17 protein-coding genes and 1 pseudogene are annotated in these 14575 nt (G+C 68.7%); 3 read left to right on the top strand and 15 right to left on the bottom strand.

The window, feature by feature from the left end:
* Positions 1-19: 19 nt before the first annotated feature.
* The 3 genes from GGR16_RS22965 to GGR16_RS22955 form a co-directional block, all read right to left on the bottom strand.
* Complete coding sequence (locus GGR16_RS22965; protein ID WP_019403319.1) at positions 20-742, bottom strand: DUF1013 domain-containing protein; 723 nt, start codon at positions 740-742, stop codon at positions 20-22.
* A 205-nt stretch (positions 743-947) separates the two neighbouring features.
* Positions 948-2207, bottom strand: a complete 1260-nt coding sequence (locus tag GGR16_RS22960) for an RNA polymerase sigma factor (protein ID WP_183318454.1) — start codon at positions 2205-2207, stop codon at positions 948-950.
* A 57-nt stretch (positions 2208-2264) separates the two neighbouring features.
* On the bottom strand, positions 2265-2687 hold the full coding sequence (locus GGR16_RS22955; protein ID WP_071924114.1) for a YciI family protein: 423 nt from the start codon (positions 2685-2687) through the stop codon (positions 2265-2267).
* A gap of 210 nt (positions 2688-2897) precedes the next feature.
* Here GGR16_RS22955 and GGR16_RS22950 point away from each other — a divergent pair, with 210 nt between their 5' ends.
* Positions 2898-3104, top strand: a complete 207-nt coding sequence (locus tag GGR16_RS22950) for a DUF1192 domain-containing protein (RefSeq protein ID WP_019403323.1) — start codon at positions 2898-2900, stop codon at positions 3102-3104.
* A 478-nt stretch (positions 3105-3582) separates the two neighbouring features.
* The gene (gene rcdA, locus GGR16_RS22945; RefSeq protein WP_019403324.1) at positions 3583-4116 is read left to right on the top strand and encodes a protease adaptor protein RcdA; all 534 of its coding nucleotides are present in this window, start codon (positions 3583-3585) and stop codon (positions 4114-4116) included.
* Between the two features lie 91 nt (positions 4117-4207).
* On the opposite strand, the gene rpmE is transcribed toward rcdA, so the two are convergent.
* Positions 4208-4438, bottom strand: a complete 231-nt coding sequence (rpmE, locus tag GGR16_RS22940; protein WP_026015329.1) for a 50S ribosomal protein L31 — start codon at positions 4436-4438, stop codon at positions 4208-4210.
* A 176-nt stretch (positions 4439-4614) separates the two neighbouring features.
* Here rpmE and GGR16_RS22935 point away from each other — a divergent pair, with 176 nt between their 5' ends.
* A complete protein-coding gene (locus tag GGR16_RS22935) occupies positions 4615-6453 on the top strand; it encodes an ABC transporter transmembrane domain-containing protein (RefSeq protein ID WP_425486599.1) in 1839 nt (612 codons plus the stop codon).
* A 320-nt stretch (positions 6454-6773) separates the two neighbouring features.
* Here GGR16_RS22935 and GGR16_RS22930 read toward each other — a convergent pair whose 3' ends face one another.
* The 11 genes and pseudogenes from GGR16_RS22930 to GGR16_RS22880 form a co-directional block, all read right to left on the bottom strand.
* Complete coding sequence (locus GGR16_RS22930; RefSeq protein WP_183318452.1) at positions 6774-6986, bottom strand: hypothetical protein; 213 nt, start codon at positions 6984-6986, stop codon at positions 6774-6776.
* 51 nt (positions 6987-7037) lie between these two features.
* Positions 7038-8051 (bottom strand): contractile injection system protein, VgrG/Pvc8 family, encoded by a 1014-nt coding sequence (locus GGR16_RS22925; protein WP_183318450.1) that lies wholly within the window; start codon positions 8049-8051, stop codon positions 7038-7040.
* A 1-nt stretch (position 8052) separates the two neighbouring features.
* Positions 8053-8259 (bottom strand): tail protein X, encoded by a 207-nt coding sequence (locus GGR16_RS22920; RefSeq protein WP_183318448.1) that lies wholly within the window; start codon positions 8257-8259, stop codon positions 8053-8055.
* Entirely contained in the window at positions 8256-8675 is a 420-nt protein-coding gene (locus GGR16_RS22915) for a phage tail protein (RefSeq protein WP_183318446.1), read from the bottom strand. Before GGR16_RS22915 ends, GGR16_RS22920 begins: the two co-directional genes overlap by 4 nt.
* Entirely contained in the window at positions 8675-10696 is a 2022-nt protein-coding gene (locus tag GGR16_RS22910; protein WP_183318444.1) for a hypothetical protein, read from the bottom strand. The genes GGR16_RS22915 and GGR16_RS22910 overlap by 1 nt, the downstream gene beginning before the upstream one ends.
* Before the next feature lie 4 nt (positions 10697-10700).
* On the bottom strand, positions 10701-10832 hold the full coding sequence (locus GGR16_RS26610) for a GpE family phage tail protein (RefSeq protein WP_425486602.1): 132 nt from the start codon (positions 10830-10832) through the stop codon (positions 10701-10703).
* A complete protein-coding gene (locus tag GGR16_RS22900) occupies positions 10832-11116 on the bottom strand; it encodes a phage tail assembly protein (RefSeq protein ID WP_183318442.1) in 285 nt (94 codons plus the stop codon). The genes GGR16_RS26610 and GGR16_RS22900 overlap by 1 nt, the downstream gene beginning before the upstream one ends.
* An 11-nt stretch (positions 11117-11127) precedes the next feature.
* Positions 11128-11637 carry a phage major tail tube protein gene (locus GGR16_RS22895; RefSeq protein WP_183318440.1) on the bottom strand — a complete coding sequence of 170 codons (510 nt, stop codon included), beginning with the start codon at positions 11635-11637 and terminating at the stop codon, positions 11128-11130.
* Positions 11638-11658: 21 nt separating this feature from the next.
* Positions 11659-13086, bottom strand: a complete 1428-nt coding sequence (locus GGR16_RS22890) for a phage tail sheath subtilisin-like domain-containing protein (protein ID WP_183318438.1) — start codon at positions 13084-13086, stop codon at positions 11659-11661.
* Positions 13087-13172: 86 nt separating this feature from the next.
* Entirely contained in the window at positions 13173-13976 is an 804-nt protein-coding gene (locus tag GGR16_RS22885; protein WP_183318435.1) for a DNA adenine methylase, read from the bottom strand.
* 158 nt (positions 13977-14134) lie between these two features.
* Positions 14135-14575, bottom strand: a pseudogene (locus tag GGR16_RS22880) (hypothetical protein); the annotation flags it as partial.

Here is a 14575-nt window from a genome sequence, read left to right as displayed (position 1 = left end):
CGCCGTTCCCGGCGGCTTCTCAGAGCTCTTCGTCCTCCTCGTCGTCCGGGCGCTTGAGCTGCTTGAGCTTGGCGAAGACGGAATCGACGTCGAGCTTTTCCTCTTCCTCCCGGCGCGGGCGCGAGGTGTCGCCGAAGGGCTGCACCTCCTCCTCGGGCGCGGTGGTGACTTCGGCCGGCAGCAGCGTCTGGTCGCTCTCGGGCGCCACCTGCGGACGGTCCTTGGCGGCGCGGGCCACCTCGAAGTCGAGATCGATCTGCGAGCACAGGCCGAGCGTGACCGGGTCCATCGGCGTCAGATGCGCCGCATTCCAATGGGTGCGGTCGCGGATCTGCTGGATGGTCGTCTTGGTCGTGCCGACGAGACGCATGATCTGCGCGTCCTTCAGCTCGGGGTGATTGCGCAGCAGCCAGAGGATCGCATTCGGCCGGTCCTGGCGGCGCGAGACGGGCGTATAGCGCGGGCCCTTCTTGCGCTTGACCTCCGGCAGCTTGACCTTGGGCGGGGCGAGCTTGAGGCGGTAGGCGGGATTGGCCTCGGCCCGGGCGATCTCCTCGCGGGTGAGCTGGCCGTTCACCGTCGGATCGAGCCCCTTGATGCCGGCCGCGACCTCCCCGTCGGCGATGCCCTTCACCTCGAGCGGGTGCAGCTTGCAGAAGTCGGCGATCTGATCGAACGTCAGCGCCGTGTTTTCGACGAGCCAGACGGCGGTCGCCTTGGGCATCAGCGGTCCGGTGGACATGGTCGGCTCCTTAAGACATTTCGGCGGGCGCCTGGCGCCCCGGCCTGGCGGACACGGTTTCCCTGCGCTCCGACCCGGCGGGGCCGAAGCAATCATCGATCGTCGATGACGGGGACTGGCCGCTATATAAGCGCGTCGCGCCGATCTGGCAAATGATCGCAGAGGATCGCGGCGACGTCTTGTCGGGGCCCGCCTCTTCCCGCATTCAGCCGCCGCAGGCGGCCGCCCGCTTGAGGAGGAAAGCCCTCTCGCGCTCGTTGCGGGTGAGGGCGGCCGCCTCCTCGAACGCCTGCCTCGCCTCGGCGAGGCGGCCGGAGCGGAAGAGGAAATCGCCCCGGGCCGCCGGCAGCGGCGCGTAGTTGCGCAGGGCGTCGCGATCGATCGCCGCGAGAAGCGCAAGGCCGGCCTCGGGGCCGAAGGCCATGGAATGCGCGATGGCACGGTTGAGGTCGACCACCGGCGAGGGCATGACCTCGCGCAGGGTGTCGTAGAGCGCGGCGATCCGCGCCCAGTCCGTCTCCTCGGCCCGCCGCGCCCGCGCGTGGCAGGCGGCGAGGGCGGCCTGCAGGGCATAGGGTCCGCGAGCCCCGCCCAGGGCCTCGGCGCGCGCGAGGGCGGCAAGGCCGCGGCGGATGAGGAGCTGGTCCCAGCGGGCGCGGTTCTGCTCTGTCAGGGGCAGGAGCATGCCGTCCGGCCCCAGGCGCGCGGCGAGGCGGGAGGCCTGCAGCTCCATCAGCGCCAGGAGGCCGAAGACCTCCGGCTCCTCGGGCATCAGGCCGGCCAGGATGCGGCCGAGGCGCTGGGCCTCCATGCACAGCGCAGGGCGAGTCAGGTCCGCGCCGGCCGTGGCGGCGTAGCCTTCGTTGAAGATGAGGTAGATGACCTCCAGCACCGACGCGAGGCGCTCCGCCCGCTCCCCGCCGCGCGGCACCTCGTAGCTCAGCCCGGCCTCGCGCAAGGTCTTCTTGGCCCGGACGATGCGCTGGGCGATGGTCGGCTCGCCCGCGAGGAAGGCGCGCGCGATCTCGTCCGTCGTCAGGCCGCCGATGAGGCGCAGCGTCAGTGCCGCGCGCGCATCCGGCGAGAGGACCGGGTGGCATGCCGTGAAGATGAGGCTCAGCACCTCGTCGCCGACATCGTCGTCGAGCGCCGCCTCGAGCGCGGCCACATGACTCTCGCTTTCCTCGGCGAGATCGCGGCCGATCTCGGCGTGCTTGCGCGTGAGCATCGCGGCGCGCCGCAGCCGGTCGATGGCCCGGCGCCTGGCCGTGGCCGTCAGCCACGCGCCGGGGTTCTGCGGCACACCCGTTCTCGGCCATTCGCAGAGGGCGGCAAGGAGCGCGTCCTGCGCCAGCTCCTCGGCGAGGTCGACGTCCCGCACCATGCGGGCGAGGCCGCCGACCAGCCGCGCGCGTTCGATCCGGAAGACCGTCTCGATCGCGCGGTGGGTGTCGCTTGCCGCCATGCCTTCCGCTTAGGCGAGAAACAGGCGGCAAGGCAAGCATGGCGACGAGGGGATGCCTCAGCGTTCCGGCAGCCTCTCGCGCAGACGGTTGAGCCGCTCCCCGAATTCGGGGGCGAGCTCCTCGCCGAAATCGGTGGCATCGACCACCGGGCGGATCTCGATCTCGCTCGGCCCGGGCATAGGATTGGGGCAGCGCTTCACCCAGGCGACCGCCTCGTCCATGTCCTTGACCTCCCAGAGCCAGAAGCCGGCGACCAGTTCGCGCGTCTCGGCGAAAGGGCCGTCGATGATGGAGCGGTTGGGGCCGTCGAAGGCCACGCGCTTGCCGGCGGACGAAGGCTTCAGCCCGTCGCCGGTCAGCAGCACGCCGGCGCTGATCAGCTCCTCGTTGTACTTGCCCATGGCCTCGAGCAGCTCGGCCGAGGGGATGGCGCCGGCTTCGCTGTCCTTGGTCGCCTTGACCATGACCATCACACGCATCGTCTCGTCTCCTTGTCTTCCGGAGAGGCCCCGATGGCCTTCCTGCCCCTACGACGAGCGAGCATCGCCGGGATCGACATGGCACGCGAAATTTTTTCGACCGAGGCACGGTGGAGGGCCGACAGCGGGTCACCGTCGCCCGGGCGGGTGACAATCCCGGCCGCCTCGCCGTAAACTGAGGGGTCCGCAACTGGCGACGGGAGGGAGGACATGCAGGACATCTTCGGCGACGAGCCGCGCAAGGGTCCCCTCGGCAAGAGTCCCCTCGCTCACGAGATCGGGCAGGATCTGTCGGCGCTGTCGCTCGACGAGCTCGAGGACAGGATCACGCTGCTCAAGGCGGAGATTGCCCGGCTCGAGGGGATGAGAGAGGCGAAGCAGGCTTCACGGCAGGCGGCGAACGCCTTCTTCCGCTGATCCATTCTGGATGATGGATCAGCCTGTGCCGTAGCGGGACGCGAGCGCCCTTGCCGGCCCGCAACAGCTTAACGGAGCGTTAAGGTTTCCGATTTATAACGGAAGCCATCCAGTCTTCTGGATGCCGAGTGGCTCCTGTCCACTCTGTTTGACGCCTCCCTGTTATCACTTCGGGCCGCCCCTCGGGCGGCTCTTTTTTGATGCCCGCGCGGCGGGGGCAGGGCGCCTGAAGCGCCAAGGAAAGCTGATCGACGCCAGGGGCTTGATCGCCATTGCCGCCGCCACGGGGCAGCGGGGCCGACGCCGCGGCCGGCCCGGCATGCATGCTCTTAAATTCTGCCGCTTTCTCTCCATCGGCAGTTTCGTTAACCTATTGCTGAGGTGATTGGCGGCAAACTTGCAACGTGTCTCCCGCAACGAGTGCAACGTTCCATTTCGGAGCAGCATGGTGGCGGAACCGAGGGAGGCGCGAGGACCCATGAGCGAACAGAGCAAGCTCCGCAGCGAGCACAACGACGATACGGCCCCCATTCCCTTCGGGCGCAGCTTCGTGGCCTCCGAGGCTTTCCGGCTGCTGTTCCGCGAGGGGATGGACCTGATCGAGGAATCGGCGGCCTATCTCGACGGGCCGGGCCGCGAGGAAAGCCGCCAGTTGCAGAGGCAGGCGGCGCTCGCCTATGCCGCCGAGAGCATGCGGCTGACGACGCGCCTCATGCAGGTCGCGTCCTGGCTGCTGCTGCAGCGCGCCGTGGCGGAAGGGGAGCTGACGCCCGAGCAGGCGATGCAGGAAAAGCACAAGGTCAAGCTGACCTGGCAGAACACGCCGACGTCGGACGACCTCGTCTCGCTCCTGCCCGAGCGCATGCGCGAGCTCATCGACCATTCGCTGCGCCTGCAGGAGCGCGTGCTGCACCTCGATGCGCTCTTGAGCGGGGAAAGCCTGCTCGCCTCGTCGACGAGCCCGGTCGCCCTGCAGCTCGGGCGCCTGCAGTCGGCCTTCTCCCGGCACTGACCGCAACAGCCTCCCCTCGACAAGCAAAAGCCCCGGCGACAACGCCGGGGCTTTGCATTTGGGGAGAGAGGCAGAAGGCTCCGCCCCGCCCTTACTTCTTGCCGAAGCTGAGGCCGGCGAAACGGTTGTTGAAGCGCGAGACGCGGCCGCCGCGGTCGAGCAGCTGCTGCGAGCCGCCGGTCCAGGCCGGATGGGTGCGCGGATCGATGTCGAGGTTCAGCACGTCGCCTTCCTTGCCGTAGGTCGAGCGCGTGACATATTCCGTGCCGTCGGTCATCACGACCTTGATGAAGTGGTAATCGGGATGCGTATCGCTTTTCATGGCGGTGTCCTTGTCCAACACTGCGCCGCACGTCTCACGCCGGCAGCAGCGCATCATGACGACGACGGATATTCCTGAAGATCGCGACCCTATAGCGCAGCGCCAAGGCGGATACAAGCAGGGCAGAAAGGCCAAAATCGCCGCGGGCGATCCGGCGAGGAGGAAAGGACGGGACGATGGCAGCGGGCAGGGGCCGCACGCGTATGGAAGGCGAAGCCGCGGACGGGGCGGCGGGCGGAAGGGGCGAACGCGCGCCGATGGCGGCGCTGAAGCCGCTGGTGCCCTTCGCGCTCGCCTACCGGGGCCGCATCGCGGCGGCCCTCGTGGCGCTCGTCGTTGCCGCGGGCGCGACGCTTGCGCTGCCGCTGGCGGTGCGGCGAGTGATCGACGGCGGCTTCTCCGACCCCGACAGCGGCATGATCAATGCCTATTTCGGCATGCTCGTCATCGTCGTCGCCGTGCTCGCCGTTGCGAGCGCGGCCCGCTACTACCTCGTGACGACCCTCGGCGAGCGGGTGGTGGCGGACCTGCGCACGGCCGTCTTCCGCCATCTCCTGCGGCTCGATCCCGGCTTCTACGACAGCGCGCGCAGCGGCGACCTCGCCTCGCGCCTCGCCGCCGACACGACGCAGATCAAGGCCGCCTTCGGGGCGAGCGCCTCGATCGCGCTGCGCAACCTCTTCCTCTTCATCGGCGCGGCGACGATGATGGTGGTGACGAGCCCGCGCCTGTCGGCCCTCGTCCTTGCCGCCATCCCGGTCATTGTCCTGCCGCTCGTCGCCTCGGGGCGCAGCGTGCGCCGACGCTCGCGCGCCGCGCAGGACAGGCTGGCGGACGCCTCGGCCTTCGCCACAGAGGCGGTCGGCGCCATCCGCACCATGCAGGCCTTCGGCGTCGAGACGGCGACCGCCGGGCGCTACAAGGCGGCCGCCGAGGACGCCTTCGAGGCTGCGCGCGCCTCCATCCGCGCCCGCGCCTATCTCACCGCCGTCGCGCTCTTCCTCATCGCGGCAAGCGTCGTCGCGGTGCTCTGGTACGGCGCGCAGGACGTGCTCGGCGGGCGCATGAGCGCCGGGCGGCTGTCGCAGTTCGTGCTCTATGCGGTCTTCGCCGCCGGCGCGCTCGGCGAGCTCAGCCAGGTCTGGGGCGAGGTGTCCCAGGCGGCGGGTGCGGCCGGCCGCCTGTCGGAGCTGCTCGCCACGCGTGCGAGTGTCGCCTCGCCCGCCTCGCCGGTCGCCCTGCCGCAGCCGCCGCGCGGCACGGTGGCCTTCGAGAACGTCTCCTTCGCCTATCCGAGCCGGCCGGAGCGCTCGTCGCTGCATGCGCTCGACTTCTCGGTCGCGGCGGGCGAGCGCGTCGCCATCGTCGGGCCGTCGGGCGCCGGCAAGACCACCGTGTTCCAGCTCATCCTGCGCTTCTACGATTGCCAGGGCGGCACCGTTCTGGTCGACGGCGTCGACGTGCGCCGTGCCGATCTTGCGGCGCTGCGCAGCCGCATCGCCTATGTGCAGCAGGAGGCGGTGATCTTCGGCGCGAGCGTCGCCGACAACATCCGCTACGGCCGCCCCGATGCGTCCATGGAAGAGGTGCGCCGCGCGGCGGAATTCGCCGCCGCCGATACTTTCATCGCGGCCCTGCCGCAGGGCTACGACACCATGCTCGGCGAGCGCGGCGTCACGCTCTCGGGCGGCCAGCGCCAGCGCCTCGCCATCGCCCGCGCCGTCCTGAAGGACGCGCCGATCCTCCTGCTCGACGAGGCGACCTCGGCGCTCGACGCCGAGAGCGAGCGGCTCGTGCAGGCGGCGCTCGACCGGCTGATGCAGGGCCGCACCACGATCGTCGTCGCCCACCGCCTGGCGACCGTTCAGTCCGCCGACCGCATCCTCGTCATGGACGAGGGGCGCATCGTGGAGGAGGGCACGCACGCGACGCTCGCGGCGCGCGGCGGTCTCTACGCCAAGCTCGCCCGCCTGCAGTTCGGCGACGTGCCGGCCGAGGTGCTCGCGGCGAAGTAGATTTTTGGAGCGGAGAGGGGCGATCTCTTCTCCCTCCCCCCACGAAGTGGCGGGGAGGGTCGGGGTGGGGGGTGGTTCAGCAGGCAGGCGGCAGCGAATTCGGGGACGAGGGTAACGGATGCGCCGCTCAGGCGGCGCCGCCCCCCACCCCTAGCCCCTCCCCGCCGCAAGCGGGGGGAGGGGGACGGGTTGCTCCGGGCCCTCCAGTCCCTCCTATGAAGCGCGCCACTTGAATTTGCAGAGCGGGACACTTGAATTTGCACCACTCGAAGCGGCCTCTGAGACCTCTCTCAGGGGCCGCAAAGACCCTCTCAGGTGGATCAACGTTCGGCGCGCTCACCATCGATGATCCTCTCGTCCGCCGCCATGCTGACGAGCGTTCGGTGGAGCGAGCCCAGCAGCACGACCCAGACGCCGACATATGCCCACCACGGCAGATCGGGGAGGAACCAATAGACCCCTCCGGTCGCAACGGCAGCGATCCCTCCAGCGATCAATGCCAGCCTCTCAGTCGCCTTCAGATTGGTGCGCATTGCCAGCCTCCCATGCATCGGCCGGCACCGTAGCGGAAGCGCGTCAGCTCGTCACTCCTCGCCGTCGTCACCCTCGCCCTCGCCGCCTTCCTTCTTCTTGCCCTTGCCGGCTTCCAAGCTGGTGACGTAGCCGCCGCCGTCGAGCCGGTGCTCGGCCCGCTCTATGGTCCAGGCGCCGGCGATGCCGTCGCGGAAGCCGACCATGTCCACCTGCATCTCGGCCGCGATATCGGTGCGGCCGGGCATCTCGACGGAGAGCGAGCCTTCTGCCCGGTCAAGCTCTCGCGAGCGTGCCTCGGCCGCGCGCACGGCCTCCTCTTCGCTCGGGTAGGTGTGCGGGAGGCGCATGCGAGGGCCTTCGCCGTTCTCGACCAGGACGGAGCGTCGCTCGGCCCCATCCCGGTCGTACCACTCGGCCTCGACGCCACCATGGTCGGGCCGGTCGGCCTTCGAGACGCGGACGTGCGTCACGTCGCCCGGCCGCAGCACGAGCCGCTCCAGCGTCTGTCCGGAACCTGACCGCCCCGCGCCCTTGTGCGCGACCACGAGCCGGCCGTTGGCGGGCTTTGCGACCGCATCGTGCCGGCGGGCGAGCCGGGTCGCGAAGTGCAGATCGCTTTCCTCGGTCTGGGCGACGTAGCGGACCGCGCGCTTCGCCAGCTCGGGATCGATCGCGGCTTCCAATCCGTGCTCGGATGCGAGCTTCTCGAAGATGGCGCCGAGGGTCGTGCCCTCGAAGTGCCGCGTCTTCTGCTCCTTGAACGACGCACGAAGGTCGGCCGCTCGGCCGTGGACGCCGATCTCCCACGGCGGCCCCTCGATCGTCACCTCGTCGACCGTGAAGCGGCCCATGAGGCTGAGGCCCGTCTCCCGATAGCCCATGAGGATGGTGAGCGACGCGCCCTTTCGCGGCAGCGCCACGACGTTGTCCCTGTCGTCGACGGTGATCTCCACCGCATCGCTGTCGAGCCCGTCTTCGTCGGTGACCGTGAGGCTCAGCAGGCGGTCGTTGAAGGCCTCGGTCACGTTGCGGCCATCGGCGAAGATCTGGAACGCCGGCGTCATGTCAGTCCCACAGCTTGACGGGCGACCGCGGCATCTGGACCTGCGGCTCCGGCACGTCGATCGCAGTGCCGAGCGGCAGCACCGGCCCGAGGTCTGCGAGCCCCGGATTGGTGTCAAGGATCCGCTCGACGAGGCCGGGCTCCGATCCGCGTTCGCGCCAAGCGGTGAGGTCCACCGTGTCCTGGTCAAAGCTGCGCAGTTTGGTCATCCGAGGAGCCCTCCGAGCCCGGTGCCGTCCTCGCCGTAGCGGCCGAGCGTGATCTCAACCTCGACCTTGCGCGGCGTGCCGTCGGCCGTCAGGAAAGAGCCGGTGTCCGTGATCTCGCTGATGTACCAGCGGCCGAGAACACGGCCGGTGCCGGACACCATCATCATGACGCTGCCCGCCTCGGCGGCCTCGCCCATGGCGTCGACTTGCGCGAGCCCGCCGGTCAGCTCGGGATAAATCGTCGCGTTGATGGTGATCTCGCTCTCGGCGGTATGCACGAACTGGCTGGCAGGGCGGCGGCCGATCCTACCTTGCGACACCCACTCGCCGCCGCAGCGGCGCGCCAGCTCCTCATAGGCGTGGCGCGTGACCCTGAAGCGAAACGGGCCGAGGCCCAAGAGAACGCGATCGTACATTATGGCTGCCCAAGGAAGGTTGATCCGGCGGCACCGCCGTCATGGAGGCCGCTCAGACCGCGCCGGGTGCCGCGCTCGACCCCACCGGCCGCTGCCCGGCCGATCTCCGCTGCCGTCGAGGGCGACGATGCCTGGATGCTCACGTGGTTGGTGACGCTCACCGGCATGTGCTGATTGAGGGTCCGGCTTTGGTCGATCTCGTTGACCACATCGGAGAGCATGCGCGGCGCGGGCACCGCCTGAGAGCCCGAGGGTGGCGATGCCGCCGGCTTTTGCCAGCCCATCGTGTTGCGCACCCAATCGGGCACCATGGCTGACCAGTCGATGGTGAGTGCGCTGCGGATCTCGCTCCCGAGATTGGCGATCCATGCCTTGATGTCCCGAGCGACCGACTTCATGCCCTCCCAGAGGGACATGAGAATGGAGCGGCCGATTTCGGTCAGGTCGATCGCAGCGAAGGTCGCCTTGATGTCCTCGATGACCTCACCGATCGAGCGGGCGACCTCGCCTTTCCACTCCTGCACGCGATCGTTCGACCGGCGGAACCAGCGGCCGATGGCCGTCTCGTTCTCCATCCAGCTGTTGAGGCGATCGGCGGCTTCCCAGTTCTCGTTGATCAGCGCCAGGCGCTCCTCGCGCGTGCGCTTCAGATCGTCGAGGATCATGGAGCCGATGGCGAGCGCTCCGCCGGCGATCAGAACACCGCGCAGGCTGAGCCTTTGAAGGACACCGCGTAAGCCTTCTGCAGCTCGGGAGGATCGGAGGAAATAGCCGGCCAGCGGGGCGAGGTTCTGCGCTGACTTGGCGCCGATCCACAGCAGGCCCTGCGCAATACGGAATACGCCCTCCACCAACTTGAACGCTGCCGGCACGAACAGAAGGCCCAGCGCCAGAAGTCCCGCTCGCCCAAGGCCGCCGACCGCGTCCGTTGTTGAGCGTACCGCCTCCGCAATGCCCCGCACGTCGGCGATCGCCTGATTGAGGTCGAACCGGCCGAGCATCTCGCCGAAGGCGCGGACGAAGTCGACGATGCCGGTCGACACCAGCTCTCGATTGGCGGCGATCCAGTCGCGCAACTCGATGAGCATGGGTGTCAGGACCGGCAGTGCCTTCGAGGCGATCGCATCGCGCAGGCCGATGATCGTCGTGGTGACGTCGCTCAGCGCATCGTTGAACGCCTCGGCCTCGGCGCCGGCCTCGTCGCCCAAGACGCCCATGAGGCGGCGCGCCTCTGCGCTCATGTCCGCCAGCCCGTCCTTGCCGAGTTCGGCGATGCGGGTCATGACGAGGCCAGATCGCCCGAAAGCCGCCTGGGCGAGAGCCGCCCGCCGGGCCGGATCCTCGATCTTGGAGAGTGCATCGATCATGAGATCGAAGGCCGCCTCCGGCCCCTTGCTCTTCCTCAGCTGGCCCAGCAGCTTCGGGTTGGCCCGCTTGAGGAAAGAGACGAGCGAACCCCGGCCGGTGCGCAACTCGCCCATGCGCCTGTTGAGACCGTCGATCGACGTCTCGAGTTCTGATGCGGAGACGCCTTGCCGTCCCGCGACGAAGTTCAGCTCGCGCAGGCGCTGGATGGTGAAGCCGGTCTGCCGCGCCAGCTTGGCCTGCTCGTCGATCACGTCGGCATAAGCTCGGCCCATGGCCACGAGGCCGCCGAACGACAGGCCGCCGGCCGCCGCCAAGCGAGTGGCTGTGCGCACGCCGAGGCGCGCGGCCGTAGTCGCATGCCGGCCGGCGAGCGCGACGCCGTCATACATGTGCCGGAGCCCCAAGCCGATGCGCCGGCCGGCGGCTTCATAGACAGGGATGGAGGAGAGGAAGCGGCGGCGCGTCTGGATGATCGCGCGGCCGAGGCCGAATTGCTGGCGCGTCAGGCCGCGGGTCGATTTGGTCGCCGCGTCCGTGGCCTTGCGGACTTCCTTGGTGGTCTTCTCAACGCCGGCCAGCGAGGCCTTGGCCTTTTTCGCCGGGGCGCTGAGCTTGTCGACGAGCTTGAGGATGACATCGATATCGAGCGCCATCGTGTCACCTCAGACCTGCCTTGGCCAATGCTTCGAACCGGCGCAGTGCCCGGCCGTGCCACGCGCGGATCTCGTCGATGCCGCGGTTCTCCAGCTCGGCCGGTGACCAATGGAGGATGACCGCGACGTCCGCGATCAGTTCCTCGACTTGCTCCGCGCCAGCTTCTCGAAAGGGGCGAAGGCTTCGTTGACCCGCGCCATCAGCTCGGCGCTGTCTTCGGGGCTGAGCTTGTCGACCTCGGCGACGTTCATTCCCGCCAGATCGGCGATCGAAAGGGAGATCGCCTCGATCTCGTCGCCCTCCTGCATGCGCTTGGAGAGCAGCTTGAAGTCCTTGAACGTTGCGTCGCGGAAGGTGACGTGGGTCGTCGTCTTGCCGCCCGCCTCGATGCTCCTCTTCAGGGTGTAGGGCCACTCCATCTTGCTCTCCTTCAGGCCATGCCCAGGGCGCGGCGCATGGCGACGTTCTGGTCGACGCCGTTGATGACGCGGATGCCATTGAGGACGTCGACCTCGATCAGGGGCACGTCCGCGATCGTGAGCTTCACGTAGGTGAGCCGCATGGCGTAGGTGAGCTTGGCCAGCTCGCCGGGCTTCCAGTCGCCGAAGTCCAGCTCCTTGATGGAGCCTCGCGTGTGGATCTCGGCCGCGCGATCGGTGCCCGTCTCGCCGACGAGGAACCCTTTGTGCGTGAACGCCTTGGTCTGTCCCGGCGCGAGGCCCCACAGGCCAATGACGCGCGGGTCCGCATCGGCCAGCTCGACCGAGGCTTCGAGCTTCTCGTAGCCGAGGGCGACCTCCACCGGGCCGTCCATGCCGCCGCCGCGGTGCTCTTCGACCACCTCGGTGAACTTCGGCAGGGTGATGCTGGCGACCGCGCCGTGCAGCCCGTAGCCGTCGGCAAAGGTCGAGCAGTTGCGCAGGATGTAGTCGAGAGCCATGGAGCCTCCTCACACCACGCGTCACGCGGCGAGCGCGCGCACGATCTCCTCGACCGCGTCGGTGTAGTAGTCGGGATTGCGGTGGATGCGGAACGTCAGCCGCTCGATCGGCGCCACCGGCTCGATGTCGAAGTCGAGCGTCAGCTTGCCGGAGACGAGATTGCCCGCCGGATTGAAGTCCGGATTGAGCCAGCACCGCCCGCCGACGATCGCGCCCTCGGTCTTGAGGAGCCGCAGGTAGGCGTTGACGCTCTCCACCAGCTCCCGCACGAGCTGGGGCGAGAACGGCCGATCGAGCGCCCAGGTATAGGAGGCCTCGACCTCGTCGCGGATGACGTCGATGATCCGCCGCACCGACAGGAAGGCCGTGAGCGGATCGTTCGAGCAACTCCGCAGGCCGAAGAAGCGGAACCCATCGTTGCGGATGATGGTCGTGACGCCGTTCTCGTTGAGCCAGTTGTGCTCCGAGTTCCGGTCCGACAGGTTGGCCGCGATCGGCCGGCCGGCGCCGACGATGCCGTTGATGACCTGATTGGAGAACGGCCACCAGAAGCCGCGGTCGTTGTCCATCTTCGCCTGCAGCCCGGCCGCATAGGCCGCTCCAGGGCGGGAGACGTTGGTGGCTTCCTCGCCGTCGAAGACGAGCACGCCGGGGTCGAGCACCTGCAGGCGGTCGGAGCCGAAATCCCGACGATAGGCGATCGCGGCCTGGTTGGTGGTGTTCGGACCGTCGACGAACACCACGGCCCGCAACCGATCGGCCACGCCGGCGAGCGCGGCCGTCACGGGGTTGGCGGTCGTGCCGATGACGGCGGTGGCCGCCGCCCCGGCCGCCTCCGCGCCGCCGCCGACGAAGGTGATCGTGGGCGGCGCAGAATAACCGATGCCGGGGCTCGTCACGATGACGCTGGACACCGCTCCGTTCTGGACCGTCGCGATGGCACTCGCGCCGGTGCCGTCGCCATCGATGACGACGGAGGGCGCCTCCGTGTACCCGGTGCCGCCCTCGTTGACGTCGATGGTGGCGACGCCCGTCGCCGGCCGGACGCTGGTGAAGCCGGGCGCGATCAGGATCTTCGGCTTGAGGCCGGTGAGGCTCTGTGCACTGAGCAGCGCGTGGACGCCTGTCTTGGCGACGGGGTCGCCCATGACGTTCGCGAGCGTCTCGCTGGCGTTCGCGCCCTCGTTCACGCGCACCACGACGACGAAGGCGCCGATCGAGGCGTAGATGGCCCGCATGGCGTCCGACAGCGTGCCGGCGGCACCGAGGGAGGCCGCGAGCATCGTGTTGCCGGGGATCGCCACGGGCTTGTTGAGGGGAAACAGGATCGGATCGGCGTTCGGCGCCGTGCCGACCAGACCGATGACCGAGGTGCGAACGCGCCGGACGGGGCGGATGCCGTCCGACACCTCGATCGTCTCGACGCCGTGCAGATATTCAGTGGTCATGCTGGCCTCCTCGGGCTAGCATTAGGAGCCAGCACCGAGGAGATCGCCCCGGAAGAGCTTCAGGGCAGCGACGCGGAAGAGGCCTCTCAGACCCCTCTGATGATCAGTTCACGGACCGCTTTTGCGGAGCCGTTGCCGCCGGCCGTGTAGGTCAGGTCGACCGGCTCGATCGATGCCCAGGAGAAGAGGTCGCGTACCTCCGGGACGTCGTTGATGGTCAGGATGAACCGGCCCCGCAGCGCCCGCAAGACCTCGGCCATCTGGGCGAACTCGTCCCGGCTGAACAACTCCCGGCCGTAGTAGTGCTCGGTGCCCCAATAGGGAGGATCGAGCACGAAGAGCGTCTCGGGGCGGTCCCACCGCTTTACGAACTCGGCCCACGGCAGGCACTCGATCCAGACGCCGGCGAGCCGCTCGTGCGCGGCCTCCAGCAGCGGACCGAGCTTGCGCACATCGAAGCGCGCCGGGCCGCGCGTGTCGATGCCGAAACTGCGACCGGCGACCTTCCCGCCGAAGCTCAAGCGCTGGAGATAGAGGAACCGGGCCGCCCTCTCCAGGTCGGTGAGGCTGTCCGCCTCCTGGGCGAGGAGCCGTTCGAATTCGGCCCGGCTCGTGATCTGCCAGCGCAGCATGTCCATGAAGGCGACGAAGTGCCTCTGCAGGATCCTGAAGAACACGGCCACGTCCCGGTTGAGGTCGTTGATGGCTTCGGCCTTGGGGATCGAGTGGCGCTTGAAGAAGAGCCCGCCCATGCCGACGAACGGCTCGCAATAGGTGTTGTGCGGGACGGTCGCGATGATGTCCGCCAGCTGCTTGGCGAGCTGGCGCTTGCCTCCGATGTAGCCGCTTGCGGGGCGGATCGGCCGCACCCGGTGCAATTCGCTATGCATGTTGCCTGTCGTTGGAGAATCAGCGCCCATTCCGGGGCGGCCTTGCGGCCGTCGTGACGGGCGGCGTGGTTCAGCTCTCGTCGGGCGGCTTACCTGCCAGGGACTGGCCGCCGGAGCCCTCGGGCTCCCCTGTCACGTCACGTCGATGAAACGTGGATCTACATAAGCGCCGCCTCGCGAAACGCCTGATCGATATCAGCTGGCGTCATTTCGAAGGCCGGCCCGATGAGATCGAACAGGGGATGCGAGCGCTGATAAGTGCTCGCATCTTCATATTCGATCAGCGCCTGCGAACGCTCCGGCTCGTCGAGTGTTGCAATGGCCGCCCGGATCGCTGCGTCGTCGTGCCCGGCGCTCAGCATCCAGAGGCGCAGCTGCCGGCGGGTGATGTCGGCGATGGGAGCGTCTTCGAGGGCGTAGCTCTCGCGCGGCACTCCGTCGTCGTCGACCAGGACGGGCTCGCCAGTCGCGACCTTGCCGGGCGGGATCAGCGCCGGCTGGATGACGGCGAGCCCCGCGTCCTCCAGCTCGGCCGGCGACCAGCAGCGCTCAACGTCCAGCGTGTTGTGGCGGGCCTCGTCGAGCCAGCCGTCCCAGCG

The organism is Chelatococcus caeni, from assembly GCF_014196925.1.
GTDB classification, from domain to species: Bacteria; Pseudomonadota; Alphaproteobacteria; order Rhizobiales; family Beijerinckiaceae; genus Chelatococcus_A; species Chelatococcus_A caeni.
This window is presented reverse-complemented; position numbering and strand designations above follow the sequence as displayed.

Coding starts and splice junctions, on each gene's coding strand:
- GGR16_RS22930 (WP_183318452.1), bottom strand. CDS start 6,986: ATGCGCACCAATCTGAAGGCGACTGAGAGGCTGGCATTGATCGCTGGA.
- GGR16_RS22910 (WP_183318444.1), bottom strand. CDS start 10,696: ATGGCGCTCGATATCGATGTCATCCTCAAGCTCGTCGACAAGCTCAGC.
- GGR16_RS22960 (WP_183318454.1), bottom strand. CDS start 2,207: ATGGCGGCAAGCGACACCCACCGCGCGATCGAGACGGTCTTCCGGATC.
- GGR16_RS22915 (WP_183318446.1), bottom strand. CDS start 8,675: ATGTACGATCGCGTTCTCTTGGGCCTCGGCCCGTTTCGCTTCAGGGTC.
- GGR16_RS22920 (WP_183318448.1), bottom strand. CDS start 8,259: ATGACCAAACTGCGCAGCTTTGACCAGGACACGGTGGACCTCACCGCT.
- GGR16_RS22925 (WP_183318450.1), bottom strand. CDS start 8,051: ATGACGCCGGCGTTCCAGATCTTCGCCGATGGCCGCAACGTGACCGAG.
- rpmE (WP_026015329.1), bottom strand. CDS start 4,438: ATGAAAAGCGATACGCATCCCGATTACCACTTCATCAAGGTCGTGATG.
- GGR16_RS22965 (WP_019403319.1), bottom strand. CDS start 742: ATGTCCACCGGACCGCTGATGCCCAAGGCGACCGCCGTCTGGCTCGTC.
- GGR16_RS22900 (WP_183318442.1), bottom strand. CDS start 11,116: ATGGAGTGGCCCTACACCCTGAAGAGGAGCATCGAGGCGGGCGGCAAG.
- GGR16_RS22955 (WP_071924114.1), bottom strand. CDS start 2,687: ATGCGTGTGATGGTCATGGTCAAGGCGACCAAGGACAGCGAAGCCGGC.
- GGR16_RS22885 (WP_183318435.1), bottom strand. CDS start 13,976: ATGCATAGCGAATTGCACCGGGTGCGGCCGATCCGCCCCGCAAGCGGC.
- GGR16_RS22890 (WP_183318438.1), bottom strand. CDS start 13,086: ATGACCACTGAATATCTGCACGGCGTCGAGACGATCGAGGTGTCGGAC.
- rcdA (WP_019403324.1), top strand. CDS start 3,583: ATGAGCGAACAGAGCAAGCTCCGCAGCGAGCACAACGACGATACGGCC.
- GGR16_RS22935 (WP_425486599.1), top strand. CDS start 4,615: ATGGCAGCGGGCAGGGGCCGCACGCGTATGGAAGGCGAAGCCGCGGAC.
- GGR16_RS22895 (WP_183318440.1), bottom strand. CDS start 11,637: ATGGCTCTCGACTACATCCTGCGCAACTGCTCGACCTTTGCCGACGGC.
- GGR16_RS22950 (WP_019403323.1), top strand. CDS start 2,898: ATGCAGGACATCTTCGGCGACGAGCCGCGCAAGGGTCCCCTCGGCAAG.